Below are 26,637 nucleotides of genomic sequence, written 5' to 3'. Positions count from 1 at the left end.
CTCGCTTTCCAAGATACAGAATTTGGATGACGCAATCCTGAATCGACGCCAATATTCCGGCCCAGGTTGAGGAGCGGCGCGCGATGAAGGACTTTATTGCCAAGTTCCTAACGTACAATCTGGAGATGCTTGCCAAGGCCTCGGATGAGGACCCGGCCGCGCATGACCAGAATGCAGTCTGGCTGCGCGCTGCGATTCCGGCTTGTCCGGCGGCAGCCGAGATCGGTTGGATCGGCGGCAATCCAGAACTTCCTGATCCCTTCCAATGGCCCAGCAGGGACGGCCAGCCGTATCAGTTTCTTTGCCAGATCAATTGCGCGTCCTTGCCGCCCAGCCTGTGGGGCGGCGTCGGTCCGAGGGCGGGGTGGCTGGCATTTTTCGCAGCCGTGTCCGGCCGTATCGACGTGAAAGTGATCCATCAACCGACGCTCGGACCGCAACGTCGCAACGAACGCGCCTGGCAGAAGAGCGCCACGGGTCTGTATTGGGTCGATGACAAGTATGACGGGCTGCTGGCACCGCCGCCCAGATGGCCGCTCGACTTCGTGCATCCCGTCGACGGCGAAAGCTGCGTTCCAAACCGGCTGCGGCGCAATCCTTCTGCCGATGCAGTTTTCGCCATCGCATCGTGGGAGCTTCAGCCGATCGATTGGAGAACGCTCGAACTGCTCGTGCAGGAGGTGCTTGCCCAATCGAGGGCGTGGGCGGCGCGTCTGACCGACGCGGCGCGGCAGCAGGAAGCGCGGCTCAAGCAGCCGCGCAAGGAGCTGGTGACTGCGTTCGAGCAACTCGCTGAAACAGCGGAACGGCTGCGCGAGGCGTTGGCACGTTCCGAAGCGGAGCAGCCATTCTCGTTGCAAAGCTGGCTGTCCCACGCCGAACTGGTCCTGCGCATCAGGGAGCTGCACAACGAGATCACCTTGCAGCGTGGCGGCAGCTTCGTTGCGGCGCTCGACAAGTCGGAAATCGAGCTCGCCAATGGCGAGGGTTTTCTGGCGCCGATCTGGGTGAAATCGAAAGCGCCTCTGTTTCCGCCCGATACCGAGCAAGGGCGCAGATATGCCGGGCTGGTTCGGCTCATTCAGGACCTTGAACGAGATATTCAGGCCGACGTACGGATGCCGTCGCCCGACAGGGGCGTTTCAGCCGATCTCGCCGGCTGGCTGGAATACAGGGAGAAGTTTCCGCAGGACTGGGAAGCCTATGCGGCGCGGGTTCGCGGGATTCGCAAACTGTACTACGCGTTCTGGATCGACAACGCCGCGGCGCTCGAGACGACGATGGCGCATGGTCGCGGGCTGCCGCCGCCCGAAAGCTGGGCAGACGCCCGCGGGCGCGCGGAGAGCGAGCGCGACTGGGCGCATGAGCAATTGCGCAGGTTCGGAACGGCCGAGGCAAGCGAGGGCCAGAGGCCCGCCATCGCACGGAGCAGGCAGCAGAAGGCCGAGGCGCTCGTCGCAGAGCTGGAAGCGGTCATGCGCAGGATCCGCGATCGCCAGAGCGAGGCCGCGTTCGTGCCCGACGAGTGGACCGCGCTCTATCGGCTGCTCGATGAGCGTGCGGCCGATCAGGCGCTGCCGGAGTTTTGGTCGACGGGGTACAGGGTGTTGCGCTCCGAAATCGCCAAGCAGCTTTACGCCGACGATCCCGATGCAGTGATCCCGGCGGCCCGGCATCCGCTTGAGACCGACTGGGCGTTCGACGCCGAGCAAGCCACGCTCCAGATCGGCGGCGCCCCGCGCGGCTGGTGCGCGGACTTTATCGAAGACAAGCCGAACTCGGTCATGCTGCTGCAATTTCCGAGCAACAATCTCACGCATTTCAGATGCGGCGACGTCAGCGACCTCGTCGTCTCGATCTCCCGCTCCGATCTTGAACGGTACGACTTCAAACATGTGCGGGTGGATGTATCGAATTGACAGATCCGCCGCAAAGGCGGTTGCCGGTGGCAGCCAAATGATCAGCGAAGCGAAAGACGGCCAATATCCGATTGCTGGCTGCGCAAAGGTGTCCTTTTGAAACGGCCTGTCATTCTTGCCGTCATGGCCATTGCATTGGCGTGGCTGTTGGTCCGATGCAGTACGCCGCAGGCATCTTTGCGCTACCGGATGACCATCGAGGTCGAAACCCCCGGCGGGTTGAAGTCCGGCTCTTCAGTGATGGAACTGCGCCTTGAGCGGGAATTCCTGATCCCGATGCCGGGCGCCGGTGGTTCCGACTGGGGTGGTGGCTTCACCATGCACGGCGAAGCCCCATTTGTGGATCTTGGCGACGGAAAGGTTCTGTTCGCGACGAACTACGATCGAAATTACAGCTATCTGAGCAGCATGACGCATATCGTCGTCCAGGTTCTCGGTTATCGCGAGCTGGCGCCGCCACTTCCGTCCGGCGACAACGCGAGAACCATGAGCGCGGCTGTCAAAGCCAAGCCATCCGGCGTCCTGCGCCCGAAGGACTATCCGACGCTGGTGACGTTCACCGACACGAGCAAGCCTAAATCCGTTGTCGTGGTCTCGTCCGACAATCTCGCCGCCGCCTTCGGGGCGGGCTACCGGCTCGGCCGAATGACGTTTCAAGTGGCCGAGCAGAATGCGCCGCTCACCGCTACTCTCGCGGCCCGTTTTCCGGCGCTAGTTGACGAGCGCGGCCGGCTGATCCTGCGTTAACTGGCTCGGTGATGCATCGCGAGGTGTTGGCGGCGTCCCGTCAATCGGGACAAGGCCTCGGGTTGAGCCGGCGCCATTCCTCCGGCGGCATGAAGGTGCCCGACCATATTCCGCGCCTGGCTTGGTTCGCCTCGTCCTGCTCCGGCTGAGACGGTCACTGGCATTGCCAGGATCGATATCCGGTTTCATACTCTGGCATAGGCCGGAGCCGGCCAGCTAACCTGACGGCGCGGCCAACCCGGAGAATACAAGAGACAATACCGGGTTTCTGAGCGGCGGAGAGACGGCGATGTCGTTTCGTCTCGCATTTGCCTTTGTGTCAATAGCGGCGGTGCTGGTTGATTCGACTGACGCCGTGTCGCAGGACATGCTGCGGAGTGTCGACCTCAACAGTCCGGAAATGACGGCGTCGGAGATGACGCGCGCCGAGGTCGATGCGCTCCTCAAATCGATCCCTCAAGGGGACGGACGCACTGCAGATTTGGATGGAAAGCGACTGTCGCACCTCGATCTCTCGGGCCTCGACTTCTCCGGCGGCAACCTTCATCTCGTAAAGCTCAACCAGACCAATCTGAAAGGCGCCCGCTTCGATCGGGCTATCTTGAACCAGGCCTGGCTAATCGACGCAGACTTGACAGGGGCGTCCCTCGTCAAGGCATCGCTGCTCGGCACGCAGATGCAACGCGCCAAGCTTGGCGGCGCCGACTTGAGCGGCGCTCGGATAACCGCCGATCTTTCCGGTGCCAGCCTGATCGGGGCCAGGCTTGCGGGCGCCGATCTGAGCGCTGATATGCGCAACCAATCGATGGGCCTGATGCGTGGCGTGCTCAAATCCGCCGATCTGCGGAACGCGGATTTAAGCGGCGCCAATCTCTCGCGCGCCGATCTCGAATTTGCGCAACTGCAGAATGCCAATTTGGCGAACTGCAGCCTCCATAGAGCTGACCTTGCGGGAGCCGACCTATCCGACGCCAATGTCGCCGGCGCAGATTTCACCGAGGCCGACCTTGCGTCGGCCCTGTTGCCGAGCGCGGCGGCGCTGGCCGAGGCCCGCAATCTGGACAAGGCCCGGAACTTGAACTTGGCGCGGCGCCCCCGTTAGGGATCGAATTGCAGTGTCCTGCGACAAGACCTATGTTCTGTCTTGAGAACCACGCAGCCGCTCATCGTGCGGCGGGCAGGACCACGGTGGATGGTTGCATGTCGCACCGGAGGTGACGCCATGACCATTTCTTCCAAACTGCACAATTATCTCGCTGCAGAAAACATCGAGTACGACGAAATCCCGCACGTACTGACGATGTCGTCAGCCCTTACCGCCCAGGCTTGTCACGTCTCGGGCGATCGCTTGGCCAAGGCCATTGTGCTGCGCCGCAACGACGGGTACCTGCTCGCCGTGCTGCCGGCATCGCATCACCTCAGGCTGGCGGATCTCAGGGCGAGATTCGGTGACGATATCGCCATGGCCGCTGAAGGCGAGATCGATCGGCTGTTCACGGACTGTACGCACGGGGCGGTTCCCGCCGCCGGTAGCTGCTACGGGCTCGACGTTATCGTTGATGACAGCATCCGGATGCAGCCCGAGATCTATATCGAAGCCGGCGATCATGAGACGTTGCTTCATCTCGGTCGTGCGCAATTCGCACGCCTGACCGCCGGTTCCCTGCATGGCAGCTTCAGTGCGCATGACTGAGGCGGCGTGACAGCGGGACCATCTATCTGTGCGCCCCGACTGGAGCATGATCCGGAGGGGTGCGAAGCGGCTCTTCCCCGAGGCAAGGGAGGAACGCGCTTGCGCGGAGATCATGCTCAAGCAAGGGGCTCGAGCGCGATAACGCTTCGACCCGGTTTCATCGTGCCTTAAGGCGCAGCACGCATGCAGTCGCGCCAGCTCTGTTGTATAATTGCGAGCGAGGGGGTGCTGCCTTGGACGGGAGGTCCTCCATGAAAGTCAAGGACGTGATGCACAAGGGCGTCGATTGGGTGAGCCCCGACACGCCAATCACCGAAATCGCGAAATTGATGCAAGGGCACGACATCGGCTGCATTCCGATCGGGCAAGACGATCGTCTGATCGGGATGGTGACGGATCGCGACCTCGTCTGCAAAGGTCTCGCGAGCAAGGACTTCAACTCTGCGCGCACCACAGCGCGGGATGTGATGACCGAAGGCATCCACTGCTGCCGGGAAGACGACGATCTGACGAAAGCTATACATCACATGGAAACGCTGAAGATTCGCAGACTGCCTGTGATCAACAAGAGCAAGCGGATGGTTGGCATGATCAGCCTGGGCGATGTAGGCCACTTTGCCGGTGCCGATCTCTTGTCCCAATGCATGAAGAGCGTGTCGGCTCATCATTGAGGCGAGGCCGGTCTGCGGGAAGCTGGCAGACCGGCCAGTATCGTGGTCAACCGGGAAGGCAATCGGTGCCGGCTGTCTCGCAGGCATCGGCCCGAAGCTGGACGGCGATCGGCACAGTTCGATCTCCATCCGATCTGTCGGGGGGCGGATCGCACGACGATCCGCCCGACACCTCGTTATCGCCCGGTCGATCAACCGAGGTGATGAACCTTCTGCAAGCCGTAGACCGGGGTTGGGATGCCTTCCATCCGCGCCTTCAGTTGCAGCGCCAGATACTGGGAGTAATGCCGCGACTGGTGCAGATTGCCGCCGTGGAACCAAAGTGCCTCCTGCTGGGTCGGCTTCCACATGTTGCGCTGCTCGCCCTCCCACGGGCCGGGGTCCTTGGTGGTATCGGAACCAAGACCCCAGACCTTGCCGACCTTGTCGGCGACGTTCTTCGAGATCAGGTCGGCGGCCCAACCGTTCATCGAGCCATAGCCGGTGGCATAGACGACGAGATCGGCGGGGAGTTCGCTGCCGTCCACGAACCTGACGCCGGTTTCGGTCAGTTCCCGCACCGCAGCGCCCTTGCCGCTCTTGAGCTTGATCGAACCGTCGATCACGAGATCGCAGGCGCCGACGTCGATGTAATAGCCCGAACCGCGGCGCAGGTACTTCATGAACAGGCCGGAGCCGTCGTCGCCCCAATCATGCATGAAGCCGACTTTCTCCAGCGCGGCGTAGAAATCCTTGTCGCGCTCGCGCATCTGCTCGTAGAGCGGGATCTGGAATTCGTGCATGATCTTGTAGGGCAACGAGGCGAAGATCAAATCGGCCTTGCGCGTGGTCATCCCGCTCGCCACCGCCTGCTCCGAATAGAGCGCGCCGAGCCCGATATCCATCAGCGTGTCGGATTTCACGATATGCGTGGACGAGCGCTGCACCATGGTGACGTCGGCGCCACCTTCCCATAGCGCCGCGCAAATATCGTGGGCGGAGTTGTTGGAGCCGATCACCACCACCTTCTTGCCGCGATATTTCTCCGGCCCCGGGTGGGTCGAGGAATGCTGCTGCTCACCCTTGAAGATGTCCTGCCCCTTGTAGGTGGGCCAGTTCGCCTTGCCCGACATGCCGGTCGCCAGCACGAGCTGCTTCGGCTTGAGCGTGATCTCCTTGCCGTCGCGCTCGACCACGACGGTCCATTCCCCGGCCTTCTCGTCATACTTGGCCGACTTCGCCGTGGTCGAGCTCCAGTAGTTGAGCTCCATGACCTTCGTGTACATCTCCAGCCAGTCGCCGATCTTGTCCTTCGGCGCGAACACCGGCCAGTTTTTCGGGAAGTCGATATAGGGCAGATGGTCGTACCAGACCGGATCGTGCAGGCAGAGCGACTTGTATCGCTTGCGCCAGGAATCGCCGGCGCGTTCGTTCTTCTCGATGATGATGGTTGGCACGTTCAATTGCCGCAGCCGCGCGCCAAGCGCGATGCCGCCCTGGCCACCGCCGATGATCAGCGCATAGGGTTGTTTTGCATGACCCAGCTCGGTGATTTCCTGGTCACGTTCCTCGCGCCAGCTCTTACGGTCCTTGCCATGGCCGTGCTTGGCGCCGAGCGGACGGGTGGAGCCGGACTTTTCCTCATGTCCCTTGATCTCGGCCATGGTGGTGAGCAAGGTCCAGATGCGTCCATCCTTCATGCGCAGGTGACCATAGCCGCGCGCGACATCGGTCTCGAATTCGATCCAGCTCTCGATGATGCCGCCGGCCTCGCTCGCGGCTTCGCCATCGGCAATGCGCCATCCCGACGGTTTGCTATCCGCAAGCCGCGCTTGAAGCATGTCGCGGATCTGATCCTTGCCTTCCATGGTTTTGATGTTCCAGGTGAAGGTGACCAGATCGCGCCAGTAGCAATCGGTCTGGAACAGCGCGATCGCGCGTTCGATGTCACCCGACGACAATGCGACGTTGAACTCGTCGAGCAGCGCGGTGATCTTTCCGTCCGGGGCCTTCGTGAGCATGGTTTCATTCTCCCATATGCCGGCGTCGATCGCCTTTGCGTCGTGGGTCCGGCGCGTTTGTTAGCGAGGTCGAATCTTGCCTCGACCACCGTGTCAGCAAGCCTCATGCCATTGCGGCGAATCTCGAAAAACGCTCGGCATTTCCTCGCGTTAGCTGTCGGCGCCAGGCCGCCTCACTTGTTGCGTCATGCAACAGGTGTTGCACGCAACAAACTTGATCGGCGGCACAATCCGAGTGACACTCGACGCAACAACGTGCGGGGAAACATCCAGGAGCATCAGCCGTGACGACGGAGCGGGCTGCGCACATCGACGAGCTGGTTCGCGTTGCGGACGGCCAGAGCAGCGCGCGTGACGCAATCATCCATCAGTCGTGGGTGCGATGCGTCTCCGAACACAAGCTCGATCCGTTGGTGCTGCGCGACGCTCATATCGTAACGTCCGGGCGGCTGCGCGAGCATCGCGACGCCATGGACGAGTTCCTGCACACGGCGCGCTTCGGCGTCGAGATGCTGTATCGTCAGATCGCCGGACTCGGCTATGTGCTGCTGCTCACCGATGCCAGGGGCATCACGGTGGATTTCATCGGCGACCCGACATTCAACAACACGCTTCGCAGGGCCGGCCTCTATCTCGGCGCCGACTGGAACGAGCCGCATGCCGGCACTTGCGCAGTCGGCACCTGCATCGCGACCGAAGAAGCCCTGACGGTGCATCAATCCGACCATTTTGACGCCACCCATATTCCGCTGACCTGCACGGCCGCGCCGGTCTTCGATCCCAGCGGCAAGCTCGCTGCGGTCTTGGATATCTCCGCGCTGCGCTCGCCGGAACCGAAGGCCAGCCAGTTCCTGGCGCTGCAACTGGTCAAGTCGTTTGCTCACAAGATCGAGAATGCGAATCTGCTGAACCGTTTCCGGCAGGAATGGATCATCAAGCTGTCCGGCTCCGCGGAATTCGCCGATGTCGATCCGGACTATGTGATGGCCGTCGATAGCAGCGGCCACATCATCGGCTTCAACAATCGCGCAAGGCAGCTGCTCGCCCGCGAACTGGCCAAGCGTCCGGACCTTCGCCTGCGGGCCGACGGCTTCGGCGTGTCCGACATCTTCGAATGCACCATCGACGATCTGCCGCGCTTCGCCCATTCGCGCCCCACCGGCCAACGCACGCTACGACTAGCCAACAGCGGCACGACGCTGTTCGCGCAGACCTTGCCGCCCCCGAACAAGCTGGCGGCGCCGGCGTCCTCCCGCAGTGAGTCGGCGCTTCCGGCGCCACTACGGAACCTGTTCCGCGGCGATCCCGCGATGCATCACGTGGTGACGCGCGCCGCCAAGCTCATCAACACCCAGATGGGCTTGCTCATCACCGGCGAAACCGGCACCGGCAAGGAGCACCTGACGAAGGCGCTGCATTCGGTCAGTGCGCGGGCAGGCAGACCGTTCGTCGCCGTCAACTGCGCCGCGCTGCCGGAAAGCCTGATCGAGAGCGAGCTGTTCGGCCACGAGGCAGGCGCCTTCACCGGAGCGGCGGCCAAGGGCAAGAAGGGCCTCGTGCTCGAAGCCGACGGCGGCACCCTGTTCCTTGACGAGATCGGCGACATGCCGATCTCGTCGCAGACGCGCCTGTTGCGCGTGCTCGCCGAGCGCGAGGTGACCCCGGTCGGCCGCACCCGGCCGGTCCCGCTCAATGTCCGCGTCATCGCTGCCACCCATCGCGACCTCGTCGCGCTTGTGAAGGCGGGGCAGTTCCGCGAGGATCTCTATTTCCGCCTCAACGGCGCGGTGCTTGCGCTGCCTCCGCTGCGTCAGCGCACCGATATCGAGTGGCTGATCGATCAATCCCTGCATCGGCTTTCGACGGAGCACAAGGCCAACTATGCGCTGACGGCAAGCGCGCGCAGCGCGCTGCTCAAGTACCAATGGCCCGGCAACATCCGCGAGCTGATCAATGCGCTCGATCATGGTTGCGCGCTGTCGAACGACGGCACGATCGATCTTGCCGATCTGCCGGACCGGATCGCTCATCCCCTGGGTGAGGATATCTCCGGAAAGCCGGTACGTGGCAGAGCGGCGACGTCGCGGCAAGCCGATGCGCTACTTGCGGCGTTGCGCAACAATCGCTGGAATGTCTCGCAGGTGGCACGCGAACGCGGCGTCGATCGTTCGACCATCCATCGCCAGATTCTCCGCTTCGGCATCACGATGCCGAAAGACCTGACCTGAGCGCAGTCGCTGCCCGCCGTCGCTGACTGCCACCGTCTGATACGACATCCCTGCCGAACGGTGGCGCGAACCCATTACATAATTGAAATTGCATGTGATTTTTCCTGCCCCAGTCGTTCGGCCACCGTCTTCGGCCCACCCGCTGTCGCAAGCGAAATTCAGCACGCCTCACGACAGCGTGCGCCGTTCGCTGCGGGATCGTAGTATTGTCGTCGGCAGCCGTCGAAGCTAGGATTTCGCGTAGCATTCGATCGCGACGCACGAAGAGATGCACTCCAGAATCAAGCGGATGGTCGCGGCTGCGATCGGACGGCACGGCAAATGGAGGACATTATGGCGTGGCGTGACGACAAGGCCCGGGCAGCCCTGATCCGCGATGCAGCGGGCAGCGTGCCAGCGGGCAAGAGCCCCCGGGCCTTTGCCGAGCCCTTGTTCGGCTACACCAATATCGAGGATCTCGCCAATTACGATGCCGCCTCGCTTGCCCTGCTGGCGGAGCAGGCCTGGGAGCACGTGCAGCGGCGCACGGCCGGCAGCGCCGATATCCGCGTCGTCAATCCGACGTTGCCGAACGGACGCGAGATTTCCGTGCTCGAAATTCTCAACGACAACATGCCTTTCCTGTTCGATTCCACCATGGCGGAGCTCGCCGAGCAGGGCCTCGAGGTCACCCTGGTCGCTCACCCGATCATCGCGGTGGAGCGCGACGATGGAGGCAAGCTGCTGCGATTCTACGGGGAAGCACTGCCGGACGGAGCAAAGGGCGCGCGCGAAAGCCTGATTCATCTCCACATCACCCGCCTGGATGCGGATTCCGATCGCCAGAAGCTGATCGACGGCCTGACCAGGACGTTGAACAATGTCCGCGCCTGCGTTGCCGACTGGCGCGTCATGCGTGACAGTGTCGAGGAAGCGATCAAGACGTTCTCTTCCAATCCGCCGCCGCTGCCGATCGACGAACTCGCCGAAGCCAATCAGTTCCTGCAATGGCTCTGCGCGGACAATTTCACTTTCCTCGGCGTGCGCAAATATCGCTTCTCGCCCGACAGCGACGCGTCGGACGACATTACAACCGGCGAAGGCCTCGGCATTCTGCGCGATCCGGACGTGAAGGTCCTGCGTCGCGGCAGCGAAATGGTGGTGATGACACCGGAAATCCGCGAGTTCATGCACGAGCCGACCCTGCTGATCGTCATCAAGGCCAATGTCTCCAGCCGCGTCCATCGCCGCACCCGGATGGATTATGTGGGCATCAAACTCTACTCGCCCGACGGCCGGCTCGAAGGCGAGTTGCGCGTCGTCGGCCTTTTCACCTCGGGCGCCTATACTCGCTCGGTACGGCAGATCCCTTATGTTCGCCACAAGGTTTCGCGGGTGCTGCAGCGCGCGGGCTTCGACCCGAACGGTCATTCCGGCAAGGCGCTGATGCATATTCTCGAAGATTATCCGCGCGACGAGCTGTTCCAGATCGACGTCGACACGCTCTACAACTTCGTCATCGAGATCCTGATCCTCTACGAGCGTCCGCGCGTCCGGGCGCTGCCGCGGGTCGACAAGTTCGATCGCTTTGTCTCCATCCTCACCTTCATTCCGCGCGACAAATACGACACCGACGTCCGCACGCGCGTCGGAGCCTTTTTGGCGCAGGCCTACAAAGGGAAGCTGTCCGCCTCCTACGTGTCATTCCCGGAAGGGGCGCTTGCGCGCGTCCACTTCATCATCGGACGCTATGAAGGCAAAACGCCCGTCGTCGACCGCGCCCTGCTCGAAGCCGGGATCAGCGCCATTGCCGCGACCTGGGCCGACAAGCTGAAGGCCGCGCTTACCGCGTCGACCGATGGCATGCGGGCGCGCATGCTCACCAACCGATATGCCCAGGCCTTCAGCGGCGGCTATACCGAGGTGTTCGGCGCGGAACAGGCGATCGCCGATATCACGACCGTCGAAAAGTTGACGCCGGCGCGCCCGGTGACGATTTCGGTTTACCGCATCGAAGGCGACGATCCGAGGCGCTTCGGCCTGAAGGTGTTTTCGGACGCCGTACCACTGTCGTTGTCCTACCGCGTGCCGGTGATCGAAAATCACGGCCTGCGTGTGGTCAACGAACGCACCTATCAGGTCGTGCCCGGTACCAGGCCTGCGCCGGTCTGGCTGCACGACATGACGATCGAGACCAGTGACGGCCAGCCCATCGAGATCAACCCGGAATTCAGCCATCGCCTGGAAGCCTCGATCATGGCGGTGGTGACCGATCGCGCCGAATCTGACGGATATAACGGCCTGATCCTGCGCACCGCCCTAAGTTGGCGGGAAGTCTCGACCATTCGGGCGCTGTCGCGTTATTTGCACCAGATCCGCGCTCCGTTCACCCAGGATTACATGTGGGAGACCTTGCGCAAGAACGCCGCGATCACGGCCAGTCTGGTCGCGATGTTCCAGACCCGCCTTGATCCGCGCCTCGCCTTGACGGAGGCCGAGCGCGCGGCGCGCGAGGCGGCTTTGCTTGCCGAGGTCGAGGAACAGCTCAAATCCGTCGCCTCGCTCGATGAAGACCGCATCCTGCGCCGCTTCACCAATCTGGTGCAGGCTACCGTTCGCACCAATCTGTGGCAGATCGGCGAGGATGGACACCCGCGTCCGGTGATCTCCTTCAAGTTCGAGGCGCGCCGGATCGACGACTTGCCCGCTCCACGACCGCTCTACGAGATCTTCGTCTATTCCCCTCGTGTCGAAGGTATCCACCTGCGCTTCGGCAAGGTTGCGCGCGGTGGCTTGCGCTGGTCCGACCGGCCGCAGGATTTCCGCACCGAGATCCTCGGCCTGGTGAAAGCGCAGCAGGTCAAGAACGCCGTGATCGTGCCGGTCGGAGCCAAGGGCGGCTTCGTGCCCAAGCGCCTGCCGCCGCCTTCCAAGCGCGACGCCTGGCTCGCGGAGGGCACCGAAAGCTATCGCATCTTCGTTCGCTCGCTGCTCGAACTCACCGATAATCTCGACGGCGACATCGTCGTGCCGCCCGAATCCACCGTGCGCCACGACGGCGACGACCCCTACCTCGTCGTCGCCGCCGACAAGGGCACCGCCACCTTCTCCGATGTTGCCAACGCGATCTCGGCCGAGAAGAACCATTGGCTCGGCGATGCCTTCGCATCTGGCGGCAGCCAGGGTTACGATCACAAGAAGATGGGGATCACGGCGCGCGGCGCCTGGACGGCGGTCAAGCGCCACTTCCGCGAGCTCGGCACCGACATTCAGACCATGCCGTTCACCGCGGTCGGCGTCGGCGACATGTCGGGCGACGTTTTCGGCAATGGCATGCTGCTCTCGCCGGCGACAAGGCTAGTGGCGGCTTTCGATCATCGCGACATCTTCATCGATCCTTCACCCGATCCATCGACCAGCTTCGCCGAGCGCAAGCGCCTGTTCGATCTGCCGCGATCGAGTTGGCAGGACTACAACAAGTCGCTGATCTCGCAGGGCGGCGGCGTGTTCTCGCGCTCGCTCAAGGCGATCCCGCTTGCGCCGGAAGTGCGCACGCTGCTCGATCTCGACAAGCCGCAAGCCACGCCTTTCGAGGTGATGACGGCGATCCTGAAGGCTCGCGCGGACCTGTTGTGGTTTGGCGGCATCGGCACCTATGTCCGCTCCTCCGGGGAAAGCGACGACCAGGTCGGGGACCGCGCCAACGATCCGATCCGCATCGCGGGTGGCGACGTGCGCGCCCGGGTGATCGGCGAAGGGGCCAACCTCGGCGTTACCCAGCGCGGTCGCATCGAAGCGGCGCAGAAGGGCGTCAAGCTCAACACCGACGCCATCGACAATTCGGCCGGCGTGAACACGTCCGACGTCGAGGTCAACATCAAGATCGCGCTGGCGCGTCCCGAACGCGAGGGACGCCTCAGTCCCACTGACCGCAACAGCCTGCTTGCCGCGATGACCGACGAGGTCGGCGTGCTGGTGCTGCGCAACAACTATCTGCAGACGCTGGCGCTGTCGCTGGCCGAGCGCAAGGGTGTGGCCGAGACCGGTTTCCTCACTCGCCTGATGCAGTCGCTCGAACAGCGCGGCTTGCTCAGTCGCGCTGTGGAGTTCTTGCCCGACGACGCCGCGCTCACCGAGCGCACACGGCGCGGCCAGTCCCTCGCGCGGCCGGAGCTTGCCGTGCTGCTCGCCTACGCCAAGCTGACCCTCTACGATGACCTGCTCGTCACCAGCGTGCCCGATGACCCCTATCTCGCCCGCGAACTCTCCCAGTATTTTCCGCGCGAGGTTCAGGACAAATTCCCGACCGCCGCCGGATTGCATCGGCTGCGGCGGGAGATCATCGCGACCAGTCTCGCCAATGCGGTGATCAATCGCGGCGGCCCGGCCTGCGTCGTGCGCTTGATCGACGAGACCGACGCCGATATCCCGACCATCGTCATGGCCTATGTGGCGGTCGATGAATGCTACGGCCTGAAGTGGCTCAATGATGCGATCGACGCGCTCGACGCCTGCATCGACGGGCAGCTGCAGCTATCCCTCTACGCTTCAGTGCAGGATCTCCTGCTCTCCCGCATGGTCTGGTACGTGCGCAATGCCGATTTCAAGGACGGGTTGGAGGCCGTCGTCGCGCGCTTCGGCCCGGCGATCCGCCAGATCGTCGCCGGGCTCGACACTGCCTTGCCGCCGGACTTGCAAGCCGCGCGCGTCAAGCGGCGGCAGGAACTCGCCGACGCCGGTGTCCCGGCCGGCCTCGCCGGAGAGCTCGCCGATCTTGACGCTTTGGTCTCGGCTCCCGACATCGTGACGGTTGCCGAGCGCACCACGCGCCCCATCGGCGATGCCGCTGCGACCTTCTACGCCGCCGAGGCGAATTTCCGTCTCGACCGCATCATCGCCGCCGCACGCAGTGTGCCGGCCAACGATTATTTCGAACGCATGGCCATCGATCGCGCCGTCGAGCAGATCGCCGGCGCCGAAAGGAGACTGGCCGCCGATATGCTGGCAACCGGCCAGTCTGGCCAGCAGGCCGTCGAGACCTGGCTCGCGGCTCACCCCGAGGCGACGCGTATCCGCCGCTCGGTGGAGGAGATCGCTGCCAGCGGCCTGACCCTCGCCAAGCTGACGGTGGCGGCGAACCTGCTGGGGGACTTGGTCAAGGCCTGAGGGCGTGCGAGGCAGCGATGTGAGAAGCGCGATGCTGGCGCAGGTAGCTAGCCGGTAAACGGAGGAATCCAATGATCCACGCCACTTGTCATACCGCCGACAATGTTCGCTGCATCGAGTTCGATGCCACACCGTGGTTCAGCGAGGCTGACGCTCCGAGCATTATCGATTTGGCTCAACGAGGATGGACCAGCACTGCGATTGCAGATTCCCTCGAGCACAGACGAGGATACGAACGCCTCCACGACCTCATTGAGTATGCGGCGAAGCGACTGCAATTGGAGTCTTTGGAAGACCCAACCTGGGAAACCTTCGAGTGTGTCGTCGATGGACCCGAGGCCGTCGCCTGGCTCGAGAAAAACCGGCCCAACGTTATGGAAAGAATCCCCTAAGCTGGGGGAATCGCAGCAAAGGCTACGGTTGATCGGCGGCAACGAAGCGGAAATGGCGCACCCGACACGATTCGAACGTGTGACCTTTGCCTTCGGAGGGCAACGCTCTATCCAGCTGAGCTACGGGTGCGTGCAGGGGTTCATTTAGCTGATTGGCTCCGCGTCGGCAACGGCGTTGTCCAACTGGTTAAGGGCTGTAAACTGCCTCCCGACAATATGACAGGCCGCGAAAAAAGGCCGTCTTTCGAGGGAGTTTGCCCATGCGTCCGCTGGAATTCGGCTGGTATCTGCCCACGCATGGCGACACCACGGCCTATGGGCTGATGGAGGCCCAGATCGCCGGTTCGCCGGAACTCTGCGAGCGCGTGGTCGCGGCCGCTGAGGACGCCGGCTTCGAGTATCTGCTGATCCCGGTAGGCTCGGTGTGCTGGGAGGCCTGGATCACGGGCGCCTTCATGGCGGCGCGCTCCAGCCGGATCAAGCCGCTGATTGCGGCGCGGCCCGGCTATATCAACCCGGTGCTGATGGCAAAGATGATCTCGACCTTCGACCAGATGTCGGGCGGGCGGATCTGCATCAATCTGATCGCCGGCCAGAACGAGAGCGAGGTCGAGGCCGAGGGCGTGCGCTATGCCAAAGAGGAACGCTACGCGCTGATGGAGGAGGAGGTCTCGATCCTCAAGGCGCTGTGGACGACGCGCGGCCCGGTGCATTTCCAGGGCAGGTTTCACACGATCTCCGGCGCGCATATCAGGCCGCGGCCGCTGCAGCAGCCGTTCCCGAAATTCTATCTCGGCGGTGGCTCGCGGCAGGCCTGGGAGGTGTCGGCGAAGCATTCCGATGTTCATCTGTTCTGGGGCGACCTGCCGGAACGCATCGCGGAGAATATCGCCGAGATCCGGCGGATGGCGCGGGCGCATGACCGCGGGGATGCGATCGGCTTCGGCATGCGGTTGCAGGTGATCTGCCGCGAGAACGAGACGGATGCCTGGGAGGCGGCCGACCAGCTGGTGCGCCACGCCACCGAGCGGCAGAAGCAGGAGATGAAGACGCTTTACAATCGCTCGGAGGCCAACCAGCGCGTGCAGCAGCTCGCGCGCGACTACGGCGATCTCCTGATGCCGCATCTGTGGACCGGCATCACCAAGGTGCGGCCCGGCGCCGGCATCGCGGTGGTCGGCGATCCCGCGCAATGCGCCGCGACCTTGCAGCAGTTCATCGATGCCGGTTGCCACTCCTTCTGCCTGTCCGGTTATCTGCACGACGAGGAGGCCGAGCGGTTCGGCCGCCTGATCCGCCCGATCCTCGCCGCCAACAATCATGGACGGCTCGTGGCCTGAGGTGCGGGTGCGGAAGCTTTCCGAAAATTCACGGGTGAATCTGCGCCGGACGCGCCATGATCCAGCCGAGCTCGCGGCAGCAACGGAGTCGAACCATGCATCACCGGGCCTGGCTTGCGGCCGCGGCATTGCTCGTCGTGGCGGCGGCGCACGGACCCGCGGCGTCCGCGACGCAGGCACAGACCGAGCGCGACCGGAAACCGGTCAAGGAGATCGCCAATGCGCGGATTGCCGTCGGCAAAGCGAGCTTTCCGCTCTACCTCTCGGCCGACTGGTCCAACCCGCTGCCGGATGTTACGCGCGCGGTGCTCGTGCTGCATGGCGTGCTGCGCAATGCCGACGACTATTTTCGCGCGGCGCTGAGCGCGCAGGCCGCGGCCGGCGATGCCGGCGAGCATGCGCTGATGATCGCGCCGCAATTCCTGATCGAGTCCGACGTCGAGGCCTTCAAGCTGCCGGCGGAGACGCTGCGCTGGAGCCTCTATGGCTGGCAGGGCGGCGAGCCTGCGCTCGCGCCGAGCGCGGCGAGCTCGTTCGAGGCGCTCGATGCCATCCTGGCGAAGCTCGGCGACCGCAAGCTGTTTCCGAACCTGCAGCAGGTCGTCGTGTTCGGTCATTCCGGCGGCGGCCAGGTGGTGCAGCGCTATGCGATCGCGGTGAAGGGCGATCAGCTGCTGCTGCGCGAGGGCATCGGCGTGCGCTATGTGGTCGCCAATCCGTCCTCCTACGCCTATTTCACCAAGGAGCGGCCGGAGCCCGCGATCGCGGCGAACTGCCATGGCTACAACAGCTGGAAATTCGGTATGGACGACCGCCCGCCCTATCTTACCGAGCCTTCGCCGGCTGCGCTGGAGCAGGCCTATGTCGCGCGCCGCGTGATCTATCTGCTCGGAACGCTCGACACCAACCCCAATCATCCCGCGCTCGACAAATCCTGCATGGCGGAAGCCGAGGGGCCGTACCGTTACGCGTGCGGGCATTCCTATGCCGCCGTGATGCAGGCCCGCGACGGCGGCGCGCCAAACCACAGCGTGTGGGATGTGCCCGGCGTCGGCCATGCCGGCGGCAAGATGCTCAATTCGCCCTGCGGCCTGACCGCCGTATTCGACATCCCCGGCTGCGAAGCAGCGCGCTGAGCCCCCCGACACCAGAATTTGTGCGCGGAGACGGTGGCAAGCGGCACAGAGATCGCCTACGCTTGTGCCGCGAATGGAGCAGCACGACCGACAGCTCGATGGAGAACATCATGAGAGCAGGTTTGATCACGCTTCTGACAGCCGGTGCCTTCCTCGGCTTGACCCCGGCCAACGCCGCAGAGGGATGCGGTGACGGTTGCCACAGGACCTCACGAGGTGCCTGCGTGATCGACGGCTGGGGCACCGCCGCGCGGGTCAGGAATGAGTGTCCCGCCACCTCGCGCCCGCGCCCGCCGTGTGGTGGCGCTGGCTTCGTCTGGCGGCGCGACTACCAGGCTTGCAGCCAGACCACGAAGGATTGGCTCTAGTGTGCTGAATGCGAAGTTCGTGCGATTTCGCGGCAGCCACTTTCACGAACTTCGCATTCATAAAGCACTAGAATCATAAGTTTGCTAGTGTCCTTATCGAATCCGAAGTTCGCTCCGAAGGTGCGGCAAATGATGCGAACTTCGGATTCGGGACACTAGCCGTCGACGGCCTGACCAGCGTCACGCCGGCACGATCACCTTGCCGATCGGCCACAGCGCGATGCCGGCAAGCTTGAGATGCGCCCAGGCGAACGGGATGCCGATGATGGTCACCGCCAGCAGGATCGCGGTGATCACATGGCCGATCGCGAGCCACCAGCCGGCCAGGATGAACCAGATCAGATTGCCGATCACGCCGAGCGGTCCGGTACCGATGTCGGACGTGCCGGTCACCTCATCGCGGCGCACCGCACGCGAGCCGAACGGGAGCAGCGTGTAGACGGCGATGTTGAAGGCGGCGCGCGCCCAGGGCAGCCCGATAATGGTCACCGCCATGATCACGGCGGCGACCAGCCAGCCGAACGCCATCCACGCGCCGCCGATCAGGATCCAGAGGATGTTCAGGAGGATAGATACAGGCTGCATGGCTGACACCTTCGCGCCGCTTGGGACTGCTCTTTATATACGCCGCCGCCCGGGGCTGCGGTAGGTGTGGCCTAACCGCGCGCCTGCCGTGACGAGGCGCTTCACCGGCGGCTGGCACCGAACGACAGCTGGCATCTCATTGCATCCATCGCGACGGCAATTAATCTCGCGCGACCGGGCAGGGCGCAAAGACGCCTGCACCGAAAAGGGAGAACAACAATGAGAACAATATTCGGAGCAGGGATCTTGGCGGCGCTGGCATTGTCGGTGTCGGCCGTGCGGGCTGAGGACGCCGTGCGCTTCGCGCCGCTGAAGGCGGAGGAGCTGTCGCCGGCGCAAAAGGCCTGGGCCGACATGATCAGCGCGCCGCCGCGCAATGGCAAATTCACCGCGCCGCCCTACCGCGCCTATATCCGCAATCCCGATCTGGCACCAAAGCTGTCGAACCTGTCGGAGTATCTGCGGTGGAATACCTCGCTGCCGGCGCGGCTCAGCGAAATGGCGATCCTGATCACGGCGCGGCACTGGACCGCGCAATATGAATGGTCCGCGCACCATCCGCTGGCGATCAAGGGCGGGCTCGATCCGAAAATCGCGGACGCGATCGCCAAGGGCACGCGGCCCGAGAGCATGAAGGACGACGAGGCCGCGCTGTACGATCTCGGCATCGCGCTCTATCGCGACAAGAAGGTCAGCGACGCTGTCTACAAGGCGGCGCTGGATAGATTCGGCGAGCGCGGCATCACGGATATCATCGCCATCATGGGCTATTACGACATGGTCTCGATGATGCTGATCACGATGCAGGCCGGTCCCGCGAATAACGGCGTGCAGCCGTTGGCGGTGCTGGAGAAGTAGGGCGTCTGCAGTGGTCTCGCGTTCTTACCTCTCCCGCCTGCGGGCGAGGTCGACGTGCGCGCAGCGCGCGGCGGGTGGGGGCTCTCTCCCCAGTTTTGACTCGTGGTGAAACCCCTACCCCAACCCTCCGCCGCAAGCGGGAGAGGGAGCGCAGTCACATCGCGCGCTTACCGCCGGAAACCGCTGGCGCGCGAATAGCCCTGGCGGCCTTCCTGGGCGGGGCGCGCGGCCATGCTGGCGCGCGTTTCGCTGGCGACCGGCGTCGCCGGCTTCAAATCCTCGAGGAAGATCGGTTTGGCGAAGTAATAGCCCTGGGCATAGCGGATCTTGGTCGCGGCCTGCAGATAGGTGAGTTCCTCGTAGGACTCGATACCCTCGGCGATCACGGTCATGCCGAGCGCCTCGCTCAGCGATTCGATTGCGCGCAAGATGCCCTGGCTGCGCGGCCGCTGATGGATGTCGGTGATGAAGGAGCGGTCGATCTTGATCTCGTCGGCGGTGATATCGGCGAGCGCCGACAGCGACGAATAGCCGATGCCGAAATCGTCGATCGAGATGCCGACGCCGATGCCGCGCAGGATCGGCAGGATCTGGTCCTGGAAATGCGACCGCGTCACGAACGCGTCCTCGGTTACCTCGATCATGAAGCGTTTGGGGAAGCCGGTCTCCTCGAGCGCGCGCGCGAACCGGCGCATGAATTCGAGGTTGGAGGCCTGCTTGGCGGCGACATTGATGCTGATCGTCGCCGTCGGACCGAACGTGTCGTTGATCAGGTCGATCGACTTGACGATCTCCGCCAGCACCAGGAACGTCAGCTCGTCGATCAGGCCGAGCTCGACCGCGAGATCGATGAAGGTGCCCGGCGCCTGGATCACGCCCTCGTCGTCGCGCAGCCGCACCAGCGCCTCGATGCCCTTCACCTCCTGGGTGCGGATATCGACCTTGGCCTGGAACGCGCAGCAGAAACGCTTTTCCAGGATCGCCAGCCGCAGCGACTGCTCGATCTTCATCCGCGCCAGCGCCTCGCGCTCCATGCTGTTGTCGAAGAACGCGGTCGAGCCCTTGCCGTTGTTCTTGACGCGGTACATCGCGATATCGGCATTCTGGCGCAGCGCCTCGTAGCTCCGGCCATGCATCGGATAGAGGCTGACGCCGATCGAGGTCGAGGCGAAGATCTCGGAGTCCTCGATGAAGAACGGCGCCTTCAGCCGCTCCTGCATGACATGGATGAATTCGGCGACTTCGTCATTGCCGCTGATCGGGTTGAGCAGCAGCAGGAATTCATCGCCGGAGATGCGCGACAGGATATCGGTGTCGCGCAGCGCGTGGCCGAGTCGCTTCGACAGCTCAACGAGCAGCGCATCGCCGATCGCGTGGCCGTAATAGTCGTTGATGTGCTTGAAGTTGTCGACGTCGAGGAAGGCGAGCGCGAAATGGCCTTGCGAATCGTCGCGGATCAAGCCGTTGACGCGGTGCTCGATCACCCGGCGGGTCGGCAGGCCGGTCAGCTCGTCGTAATAGGCCGAGCGGAACAGCTGGTCCTCGAACGCCTTCTGCTCGCTGATGTCGGTCGAGGTCGAGATCAGGAGATTGCGACCGGCGATCCGGACGGGCCGGTGCGAGGTCAGGAACACGTATTTGGATGCGCCGCAGGAGAGCGTTTCCTCGAGCACCACCGGACGGCCGCTGCGCAGCAGGTCCAGGTTGGCGGCGTGGCGCTCGTCGACCGGGGACGGCTGGCTCGCGCTGGCGGCCAGCTGCAGCTGGCTCGCGGCTGCTTCATTCACCAGGATGATCTGGCCCTGCTCGTCCTGGACGGTCACTCCCGCCGGAAGGAGTTGGAGAAGGTCGCGCAGGATACGCAATTCATTGCCGGAAATATCGTCTTGGCCGGGCACTGCCGCGCCCGCCTGAAAATCGTGTCTGGTGAGACTGTGCATGCGCCGACCTTGGCAAAGTCCGTTGTAGTTTTGGTTAAGCGGACCTGCGAAATGCCGTGACAGAATGAGACCGCGACGGCTTTCGCAAGCCGTCGCGGCAATCGTCATTAACAGAGTATCAATGTCGGCCGCGACCGCTGGTGAAAGCGATTGCGCTGCGCGCGGTTGCATCAACACATGCGCGTGTGCCGGAAAGCCGACTTATCAACAGCTCGGAAGCTTGCACTGCATGGTGCAGTGAACACCGGTCTTCAGGTAACTGATCTCGGTCTTGCCGTCGAACGGCCGCAGCGCCGACTTGAGCAGCTTGGTGCCGAAGCCGGCTTCGCCGATCGTCTCGACCACTGGTCCCTCGGTCTCGTCCCAGATCACGTTGAGACGTCCGTCGTCGACCGTCCATGACACTTGTAAAAATCCGCGCGGCGAGGAGAAGGCGCCGTATTTTCCGGCGTTGGTTGCGAGCTCATGGAAGATCAGCGCCAGCGAGACGGCGAGCTTGGCGGGCAGGAACAGCTGCTCGCCATTGAGGTTGAACCGCACGTGGCCGTAGGGCCCGAGTTCCGAGCGCAGCAAATCCTTGATATCGCAGCCATAGCCGTCGACCCGCGCGATCAGATCGTCGGTTGCCGAGAGCGCGCGGATGCGATGGTCGATGCGCTGCCAGACATCGGGCCGGTCCTGCAGCGCCTGATGCAGCACGGCGTGAATGGTCGAGGACTTGTTCTTCAGCCGGTGCTGCAATTCGTCGACCACCACCTTGCGGTACTGCTCTTCCTCGATCAGCCGTTTGGAAACTTCGCGCTGCTGTGCGACCAGGGAACGGTAATGCTCGACGCCCCAGATCGCGATGCCGCACACAACCCAGAAGATCATCAGCAGCGCAAAGCGTGCCGGATCGGCGTGCGCGCCGCTGAAATTGAGCACGACGCCGAGCAGGCCGCTCGCCAGCGCGGTCGCGATCCCGATCCGGAAACCGCCAAGGGCGGTGGCAAAGAACACCGCCGGGAAATAGGGCGTGAAGAACACATCCGGCCGGATCTGGGCGAGCCCGAAGCGCGCGGCCGTGGCCAAAACGAGACAAAGCACCGCGAAGGCGACCGCAAGCCGCACCGACGGCTGGGCATCGCCCCGCCAACACGCCCTGAAATCGTCGATCCACTTCGCCATCGGTCGTTCCAGTTCACGTGAACAGGCGACCCAAAATAAGGCCGCTGCGACCGAAAAACCGCAGTAGTGGCCTTCTGGCCACAGGCGGACCTCGCGACCGTGGCGGCTTGCAAGTACTTGTATTGGCAGCAGGAGCTGGGGAATATCCGCAACATCATACGTAAGTTGAGGGGACCGACATGGGACGGCTGAACGGCAAGGTCGCGGTGATCACAGGGGCGACCAGCGGCATCGGGCTGCGCACGGCGGAGATCTTTGTCGCGGAGGGCGCGAAGGTGGTGATTGCCGGACGCCGCGCGCCGGAGGGCGAGGCACTGGCGCAACAGCTCGGCGAGACCTGCGTGTTCCGTCAGACCGACGTCACGGTCGAGGAACAGATGCAGGCGCTGATCGCGCTTGCGGTTGAGAAGTTCGGCCGGATCGACTGCCTGTTCAACAATGCCGGCGGCCCGGCGCAGACCGGGGGCATCGAAGGCCTCGACGTCGAGCGGTTCGATGCCGCGATGGCGACGCTGGTGCGCAGCGTCATGCTCGGCATGAAGCATGCCGCGCCCTACATGCGCAAACAGGGCTCCGGCAGCATCATCAACAATGGCAGCATCGCCGGACGGCTCGCCGGCTTCTCGTCGTCGATGGTCTATGGCGCCGCGAAGGCCGCGGTCATTCATTTCACCAAATGCGTGGCGATGGAGCTCGGCGAGTCCGGCATCCGCGTCAACTCGATCTCGCCCGGCGCGATCGCTACCGGCATTTTCGGCAAGGCGCTCGGGCTGTCGACGGAAGCGGCGGAGAAGACCGCGGCCGTGATGCGCGAGGTCTACAAGGCGGCGCAGCCGATCCCGCGCGCCGGACTGCCCGACGACATCGCGCATGCCGCGGTGTTCCTGGCGAGCGACGAATCGAGTTTCATCAACGGCCATGACCTCGTCATCGACGGCGCCATCACCGGCGGCCGCAACTGGAGCCAGCAGCAGGCGGGCTACGTCGCGCTGCGCAAGGCGTTCGATCAGGGCGCGGGGTAGCAGCATCCGTCATTGCGAGTGGAGCGACTTGTCCGCAGAAGCATTGGCGAAGGCGGGAGTAATCCATAGCGTGCGCTGCCGATTCCCTCAGGGCGAGGAAAATGCATGAAGCGCGTCTTGATCACGGGCATGTCTGGAACGGGGAAATCGTCCGCGATCGAAGAGTTGGTTGCGCGCGGTCATCGGGCTTACGACCTTGACACACCCGAATGGTCTCACTCGCACGCGGCATGTGCGGGTGATGACGCCGCATTGTTTGGCGTTTGAAGCGCAAACCATCCCCACCGTCGTCCCGGCGCAGGCCGGGACCCATAACCACGAATGGTGATTGTTGCCCAATGCTGGAAGGACGAGCCCCTTTCACAACACCCGCCGCGGCGTATGGGTCCCAGCCTGCGCCGGGACGACGGCGGTGGGTGTGGCGCGAGCTGGCGTTCTTTCTTCCTCCAGCGCTTTTTCTTCCTCCAGGAAGGATCACAAATCACGCCTTCTGTTTCGCCGCGGCCTTAGTAAGATCCGGTGCGTTCACGGCGGGGATCGCGACGCGGCCGGGGCCGGTTTGCTGGAGGGCGGCGGCGGCCTTGTCGTTCTGCATGATCTTGGCCATGACAGCCTGGCCGGCGCGCTCGAACACGGCGCGGTTGTCGATCAGGAACTGGCGCGACTTGCGCAGGCCGTCGATATAGCCATTGATCTCGGGCACGACATAGCGCGCGACCATGTCCCAGCTGCGGCGGGTATTTTCCGGATTGGCCCAGTCGTGCGCGAAGCCGATGATCGAGCCGACGCCGCCCGACACATCGACCAGGTTCTTGATCATCTTGATCAGATCATCCGGCGTGCCGATGGTGGACGCGGCGCCTTCGACGAACGCGGTCTTGTCGACGGCCTCATCGGGCGAGGAGAACGCGGTCAGGCCCGGCCGCATCAGGGTGCCGACGTTATATTCGTTGTGCCAGCGCATCAGCCCGGCACCGGCCTCGCGCCGCGCCTGCTCGCGGGTCTCGGCGATGTGCCAGGACAGCAGCACGCGCCAGTTGGCGCGGCTCACCGTGGTGCCGGCCTTCTTGGCGGCATCCTCGGCGAACTGCCATTGCTGCGGCAGCGCCATCAAGCCCTGGGTCGACATCGAGCCCAGCGAGATGATGCCGATGCCGTATTTGCCGGCGAGCGTCATGCCCGACGGCGAGATCTGCGAGGCCACCACGAACGGCATGTCCTCCTGCAGCGGCAGGATCTGCAACGCGGCGTCGTGCATCTCGAACCAGTCAGTCTTGGCGGTGACGCGCTCGCCGTTGAACAGGCGGCGGATCACCGCGATCGCCTCGTCCTGGCGATCGCGCTGGGTCATCGGGTCGATGCCGAGCGTGTGGGCGTCGGAAGCGAGCGCGCCGGGGCCGGAGCCGAAGATGGCGCGGCCGCCGGTCATATGGTCGAGCTGCACCATGCGCTGCGCGACGTTGAAGGGGTGGTGATAGGGCAGCGAGACCACGCCGGTGCCGAGCTTGATGCGCTTGGTGCGCTCGCCGGCGGCGGCCAGGAACATTTCCGGCGAGGCGATGGTCTCCCAGCCCGAGGAGTGGTGCTCGCCGCACCAGAATTCGTCGTAACCGAGCGCGTCGAGCTGCTCGACGAAATCGAGGTCGCGGCGGAATTGCAGCATCGGATGCTCGCCGATCGGGTGATGCGGGGCGAGGAAGGCTCCGAACTTGAGGCGCGCCATGGGTCGTTCTCTCCGGACTATTGTTATCGGGGGCTTTCCGCCAACCTACGGGGTGGCCCGGGGCAAGGCAATGCTCGGGGGTTGCGGCGGTCGCATGGTTGTTGCGCAAATCGGCGGCGATTGCCGCCGTCCGGAATGTTTCCTAGCGCGTCAACGCAAATTGGCAGCCGGGGCTCGAGCGTCTGTGATCCCGGGCTTACCTCGCAGGTAATCGAAGCGATGACCGGAATCTGCTGATGTCCGCTATAACGTCATTTCGGGCAGGACAGGACATGCACCAGATCGTTTCGACGCGAGCGGACACGTCCCGCCGCTGGTGGGTGCTGGCGATCGTAGTGTCGGCGCAATTCATGTTCGGGGTCGATGCCTTCATCGTCAACGTCGCGATCCCGACGATCGCGGCGGAGCTGCACGCGACGCCGGCAGAGATCGAGGCCGTGATCGCGATCTACCTGATCGCCTATGCCACGCTGGTGGTCACCGGCGGCCGGCTTGGCGACATCCATGGCACCAGGAACGTGTTCATCGCCGGCGTCGCCGGATTCTCGGTGACCTCGCTGTGGTGTGGTCTCGCGCAGTCCGGACCAGAGCTGATCATCGCCCGGCTGGCGCAGGGTGCGACCGCGGCGCTGATGGTGCCGCAGGTGCTGGCGACGCTGCATCTGTTGTTCTCGGGCGCCGCCCGCGCGCGGGCGTTCGGCATCTACGGCATCGTGCTGGGGCTCGCCGGCGCCGCCGGCTTCATGCTCGGCGGCGTGTTGGTGACGCTCGACCTCGCCGGGCTCGGCTGGCGCGCGGTGTTTTTCGTCAACGTGCCGTGCGGCGTCGTCATCATCGCGGCGGCATTGAAGATCATGCCGACGGTGCCGCGCCGGGCCGGCACGCGGCTCGATATCCCGGGCGCGATCGTGCTGTTCGCGGGCCTGCTGTGCCTGATCGGTCCGCTGCTGTTTGGCCATGATCTCAACTGGACGGCATGGGTCTGGCTGGTGATGGCCGTGGGCATCGCTGTGATCGCGACCTTCGTGCGGCTCGAGCGGTCCGTCGCGCGCCGCGGCGGCATGCCGCTGATCGATCTGTCGCTGCTGTCGGATCGCGCCTTCATGCGCGGCCTGGTCGCGGTGTTTTTCTTCTTCTTCGCCAACCTGTCGTTCTACCTGATCATGACCATGTTCATGCAGAAGGGCTTGCAGATTCCGCCGCTACAGGCCGGGCTGGTGTTCGTGCCGCTGGCGCTGACCTTCGTGGTTGCCTCGCGTCACAGCGGCGTGCGCGCAAGGCATCGCGGCACGCTGGTGCTGATCGAGGGCTGTGCGCTGCAGATCGTCGGTCTCGCCGTGCTCGTCGCGACAATTGAGGTGGTCGCGGCACCGTCGGCACTGCTGCTCGCGCTGGCGCTGATGATCTTCGGCTACGGCCAGGGGCTTGTCATGGCGCCATTGTCGAGCGCGGTGCTCGCGAGCGTGCGGCCCGCCAGCGCCGGTGCCGGCTCCGGCATGTACGGCACGACGACGCAGATCGGCAACGCGGCCGGCGTTGCCGCGATCGGCGCAGTCTTCTTCGCAATCGAGAGTACGATGTCAGCACGTCTGGCGCTGTTTGCGGCATGCGCATTGTTTGTGCTGTCGATCGCAATTTCAGCCGCATTTCTGTCATGGATGCGCCGCGCCACGGCGTGAATCCGGCGCCACGCGGCGCGCATT

At 63.9% G+C, this 26,637-nt stretch carries 19 protein-coding genes and 1 tRNA gene; 14 read left to right on the top strand and 6 right to left on the bottom strand.

The annotated features are described in order from the left end of the window. Positions 1 to 125 precede the first annotated feature (125 nt). The 5 genes from J2R76_RS26590 to J2R76_RS26570 all read left to right on the top strand — a co-directional run bounded on the left by J2R76_RS26590 (position 126) and on the right by J2R76_RS26570 (position 5,030). On the top strand, positions 126 to 1,919 hold the full coding sequence (locus J2R76_RS26590) for a DUF1963 domain-containing protein (RefSeq protein WP_253625178.1): 1,794 nt from the start codon (positions 126 to 128) through the stop codon (positions 1,917 to 1,919). A gap of 189 nt (positions 1,920 to 2,108) precedes the next feature. Beyond that, entirely contained in the window at positions 2,109 to 2,666 is a 558-nt protein-coding gene (locus J2R76_RS26585; protein ID WP_076824598.1) for a hypothetical protein, read from the top strand. 289 nt (positions 2,667 to 2,955) lie between these two features. Further along, entirely contained in the window at positions 2,956 to 3,768 is an 813-nt protein-coding gene (locus J2R76_RS26580; protein WP_076824600.1) for a pentapeptide repeat-containing protein, read from the top strand. A 120-nt stretch (positions 3,769 to 3,888) separates the two neighbouring features. Further along, positions 3,889 to 4,359, top strand: a complete 471-nt coding sequence (locus tag J2R76_RS26575; RefSeq protein WP_200844595.1) for an aminoacyl-tRNA deacylase — start codon at positions 3,889 to 3,891, stop codon at positions 4,357 to 4,359. Positions 4,360 to 4,610: 251 nt separating this feature from the next. After that, on the top strand, positions 4,611 to 5,030 hold the full coding sequence (locus J2R76_RS26570) for a CBS domain-containing protein (RefSeq protein WP_057015376.1): 420 nt from the start codon (positions 4,611 to 4,613) through the stop codon (positions 5,028 to 5,030). Positions 5,031 to 5,221: 191 nt separating this feature from the next. On the opposite strand, the gene J2R76_RS26565 is transcribed toward J2R76_RS26570, so the two are convergent. Next, positions 5,222 to 7,030: an NAD(P)/FAD-dependent oxidoreductase gene (locus J2R76_RS26565; protein ID WP_076824604.1), complete on the bottom strand. Its 1,809-nt coding sequence runs from the start codon at positions 7,028 to 7,030 to the stop codon at positions 5,222 to 5,224. 284 nt (positions 7,031 to 7,314) lie between these two features. On the opposite strand from J2R76_RS26565, the gene J2R76_RS26560 reads away from it, so the two are divergent. The 3 genes from J2R76_RS26560 (at position 7,315) to J2R76_RS26550 (ending at position 14,795) form a co-directional block, all read left to right on the top strand. Further along, positions 7,315 to 9,258 carry a sigma-54-dependent Fis family transcriptional regulator gene (locus tag J2R76_RS26560; RefSeq protein ID WP_076824606.1) on the top strand — a complete coding sequence of 648 codons (1,944 nt, stop codon included), beginning with the start codon at positions 7,315 to 7,317 and terminating at the stop codon, positions 9,256 to 9,258. 321 nt (positions 9,259 to 9,579) lie between these two features. Further along, on the top strand, positions 9,580 to 14,403 hold the full coding sequence (locus J2R76_RS26555; protein ID WP_253625177.1) for an NAD-glutamate dehydrogenase: 4,824 nt from the start codon (positions 9,580 to 9,582) through the stop codon (positions 14,401 to 14,403). 71 nt (positions 14,404 to 14,474) lie between these two features. After that, complete coding sequence (locus J2R76_RS26550; protein ID WP_076824610.1) at positions 14,475 to 14,795, top strand: hypothetical protein; 321 nt, start codon at positions 14,475 to 14,477, stop codon at positions 14,793 to 14,795. A 53-nt stretch (positions 14,796 to 14,848) separates the two neighbouring features. Here the strand turns inward: J2R76_RS26550 and J2R76_RS26545 are convergent. Further along, a tRNA-Arg gene (locus J2R76_RS26545) sits at positions 14,849 to 14,925 on the bottom strand. Positions 14,926 to 15,055: 130 nt separating this feature from the next. Here J2R76_RS26545 and J2R76_RS26540 point away from each other — a divergent pair. The 3 genes from J2R76_RS26540 to J2R76_RS26530 all read left to right on the top strand — a co-directional run bounded on the left by J2R76_RS26540 (position 15,056) and on the right by J2R76_RS26530 (position 17,639). Further along, positions 15,056 to 16,135, top strand: coding sequence for an LLM class flavin-dependent oxidoreductase (locus tag J2R76_RS26540; protein ID WP_076824612.1), 1,080 nt, complete (start codon positions 15,056 to 15,058; stop codon positions 16,133 to 16,135). A gap of 95 nt (positions 16,136 to 16,230) precedes the next feature. Further along, the gene (locus J2R76_RS26535) at positions 16,231 to 17,271 is read left to right on the top strand and encodes an alpha/beta hydrolase (RefSeq protein WP_253625176.1); all 1,041 of its coding nucleotides are present in this window, start codon (positions 16,231 to 16,233) and stop codon (positions 17,269 to 17,271) included. A gap of 110 nt (positions 17,272 to 17,381) precedes the next feature. After that, entirely contained in the window at positions 17,382 to 17,639 is a 258-nt protein-coding gene (locus J2R76_RS26530; RefSeq protein WP_156436045.1) for a GCG_CRPN prefix-to-repeats domain-containing protein, read from the top strand. A gap of 180 nt (positions 17,640 to 17,819) precedes the next feature. On the opposite strand, the gene J2R76_RS26525 is transcribed toward J2R76_RS26530, so the two are convergent. Continuing rightward, positions 17,820 to 18,224, bottom strand: coding sequence for a YccF domain-containing protein (locus J2R76_RS26525; protein WP_016843571.1), 405 nt, complete (start codon positions 18,222 to 18,224; stop codon positions 17,820 to 17,822). Between the two features lie 219 nt (positions 18,225 to 18,443). Between J2R76_RS26525 and J2R76_RS26520 the strand changes: the two genes are divergently transcribed. Continuing rightward, a complete protein-coding gene (locus J2R76_RS26520) occupies positions 18,444 to 19,082 on the top strand; it encodes a carboxymuconolactone decarboxylase family protein (RefSeq protein ID WP_076824616.1) in 639 nt (212 codons plus the stop codon). Between the two features lie 167 nt (positions 19,083 to 19,249). Here the strand turns inward: J2R76_RS26520 and J2R76_RS26515 are convergent, their stop codons facing one another. Together J2R76_RS26515 and J2R76_RS26510 are read right to left on the bottom strand one after the other, a co-directional pair. Beyond that, a complete protein-coding gene (locus tag J2R76_RS26515; RefSeq protein WP_057015383.1) occupies positions 19,250 to 21,022 on the bottom strand; it encodes a bifunctional diguanylate cyclase/phosphodiesterase in 1,773 nt (590 codons plus the stop codon). A gap of 204 nt (positions 21,023 to 21,226) precedes the next feature. Continuing rightward, positions 21,227 to 22,189 (bottom strand): sensor histidine kinase, encoded by a 963-nt coding sequence (locus J2R76_RS26510; protein ID WP_057015384.1) that lies wholly within the window; start codon positions 22,187 to 22,189, stop codon positions 21,227 to 21,229. 179 nt (positions 22,190 to 22,368) lie between these two features. On the opposite strand from J2R76_RS26510, the gene J2R76_RS26505 reads away from it, so the two are divergent. Next, complete coding sequence (locus J2R76_RS26505) at positions 22,369 to 23,211, top strand: SDR family NAD(P)-dependent oxidoreductase (RefSeq protein WP_076824619.1); 843 nt, start codon at positions 22,369 to 22,371, stop codon at positions 23,209 to 23,211. A 481-nt stretch (positions 23,212 to 23,692) separates the two neighbouring features. Here J2R76_RS26505 and J2R76_RS26500 read toward each other — a convergent pair whose 3' ends face one another. Beyond that, positions 23,693 to 24,934, bottom strand: coding sequence for an LLM class flavin-dependent oxidoreductase (locus J2R76_RS26500; RefSeq protein ID WP_076824620.1), 1,242 nt, complete (start codon positions 24,932 to 24,934; stop codon positions 23,693 to 23,695). Between the two features lie 272 nt (positions 24,935 to 25,206). Here J2R76_RS26500 and J2R76_RS26495 point away from each other — a divergent pair, with 272 nt between their 5' ends. Further along, positions 25,207 to 26,613, top strand: a complete 1,407-nt coding sequence (locus J2R76_RS26495; RefSeq protein ID WP_076824622.1) for an MFS transporter — start codon at positions 25,207 to 25,209, stop codon at positions 26,611 to 26,613. Positions 26,614 to 26,637 lie beyond the last annotated feature (24 nt).

Source organism: Bradyrhizobium sp. USDA 4532 (assembly GCF_024171315.1).
GTDB classification, from domain to species: domain Bacteria; phylum Pseudomonadota; class Alphaproteobacteria; order Rhizobiales; family Xanthobacteraceae; genus Bradyrhizobium; species Bradyrhizobium australafricanum.
Note: the sequence above shows the minus strand (reverse complement) of the source record. Positions and strands in the feature narration are given on the sequence as shown.

Coding starts and splice junctions, on each gene's coding strand:
- J2R76_RS26590 (WP_253625178.1), top strand. CDS start 126: ATGCTTGCCAAGGCCTCGGATGAGGACCCGGCCGCGCATGACCAGAAT.
- J2R76_RS26585 (WP_076824598.1), top strand. CDS start 2,109: ATGACCATCGAGGTCGAAACCCCCGGCGGGTTGAAGTCCGGCTCTTCA.
- J2R76_RS26580 (WP_076824600.1), top strand. CDS start 2,956: ATGTCGTTTCGTCTCGCATTTGCCTTTGTGTCAATAGCGGCGGTGCTG.
- J2R76_RS26575 (WP_200844595.1), top strand. CDS start 3,889: ATGACCATTTCTTCCAAACTGCACAATTATCTCGCTGCAGAAAACATC.
- J2R76_RS26570 (WP_057015376.1), top strand. CDS start 4,611: ATGAAAGTCAAGGACGTGATGCACAAGGGCGTCGATTGGGTGAGCCCC.
- J2R76_RS26565 (WP_076824604.1), bottom strand. CDS start 7,030: ATGCTCACGAAGGCCCCGGACGGAAAGATCACCGCGCTGCTCGACGAG.
- J2R76_RS26555 (WP_253625177.1), top strand. CDS start 9,580: ATGGAGGACATTATGGCGTGGCGTGACGACAAGGCCCGGGCAGCCCTG.
- J2R76_RS26550 (WP_076824610.1), top strand. CDS start 14,475: ATGATCCACGCCACTTGTCATACCGCCGACAATGTTCGCTGCATCGAG.
- J2R76_RS26540 (WP_076824612.1), top strand. CDS start 15,056: ATGCGTCCGCTGGAATTCGGCTGGTATCTGCCCACGCATGGCGACACC.
- J2R76_RS26535 (WP_253625176.1), top strand. CDS start 16,231: ATGCATCACCGGGCCTGGCTTGCGGCCGCGGCATTGCTCGTCGTGGCG.
- J2R76_RS26530 (WP_156436045.1), top strand. CDS start 17,382: ATGAGAGCAGGTTTGATCACGCTTCTGACAGCCGGTGCCTTCCTCGGC.
- J2R76_RS26525 (WP_016843571.1), bottom strand. CDS start 18,224: ATGCAGCCTGTATCTATCCTCCTGAACATCCTCTGGATCCTGATCGGC.
- J2R76_RS26520 (WP_076824616.1), top strand. CDS start 18,444: ATGAGAACAATATTCGGAGCAGGGATCTTGGCGGCGCTGGCATTGTCG.
- J2R76_RS26515 (WP_057015383.1), bottom strand. CDS start 21,022: ATGCACAGTCTCACCAGACACGATTTTCAGGCGGGCGCGGCAGTGCCC.
- J2R76_RS26510 (WP_057015384.1), bottom strand. CDS start 22,189: ATGGCGAAGTGGATCGACGATTTCAGGGCGTGTTGGCGGGGCGATGCC.
- J2R76_RS26505 (WP_076824619.1), top strand. CDS start 22,369: ATGGGACGGCTGAACGGCAAGGTCGCGGTGATCACAGGGGCGACCAGC.
- J2R76_RS26500 (WP_076824620.1), bottom strand. CDS start 24,934: ATGGCGCGCCTCAAGTTCGGAGCCTTCCTCGCCCCGCATCACCCGATC.
- J2R76_RS26495 (WP_076824622.1), top strand. CDS start 25,207: ATGCACCAGATCGTTTCGACGCGAGCGGACACGTCCCGCCGCTGGTGG.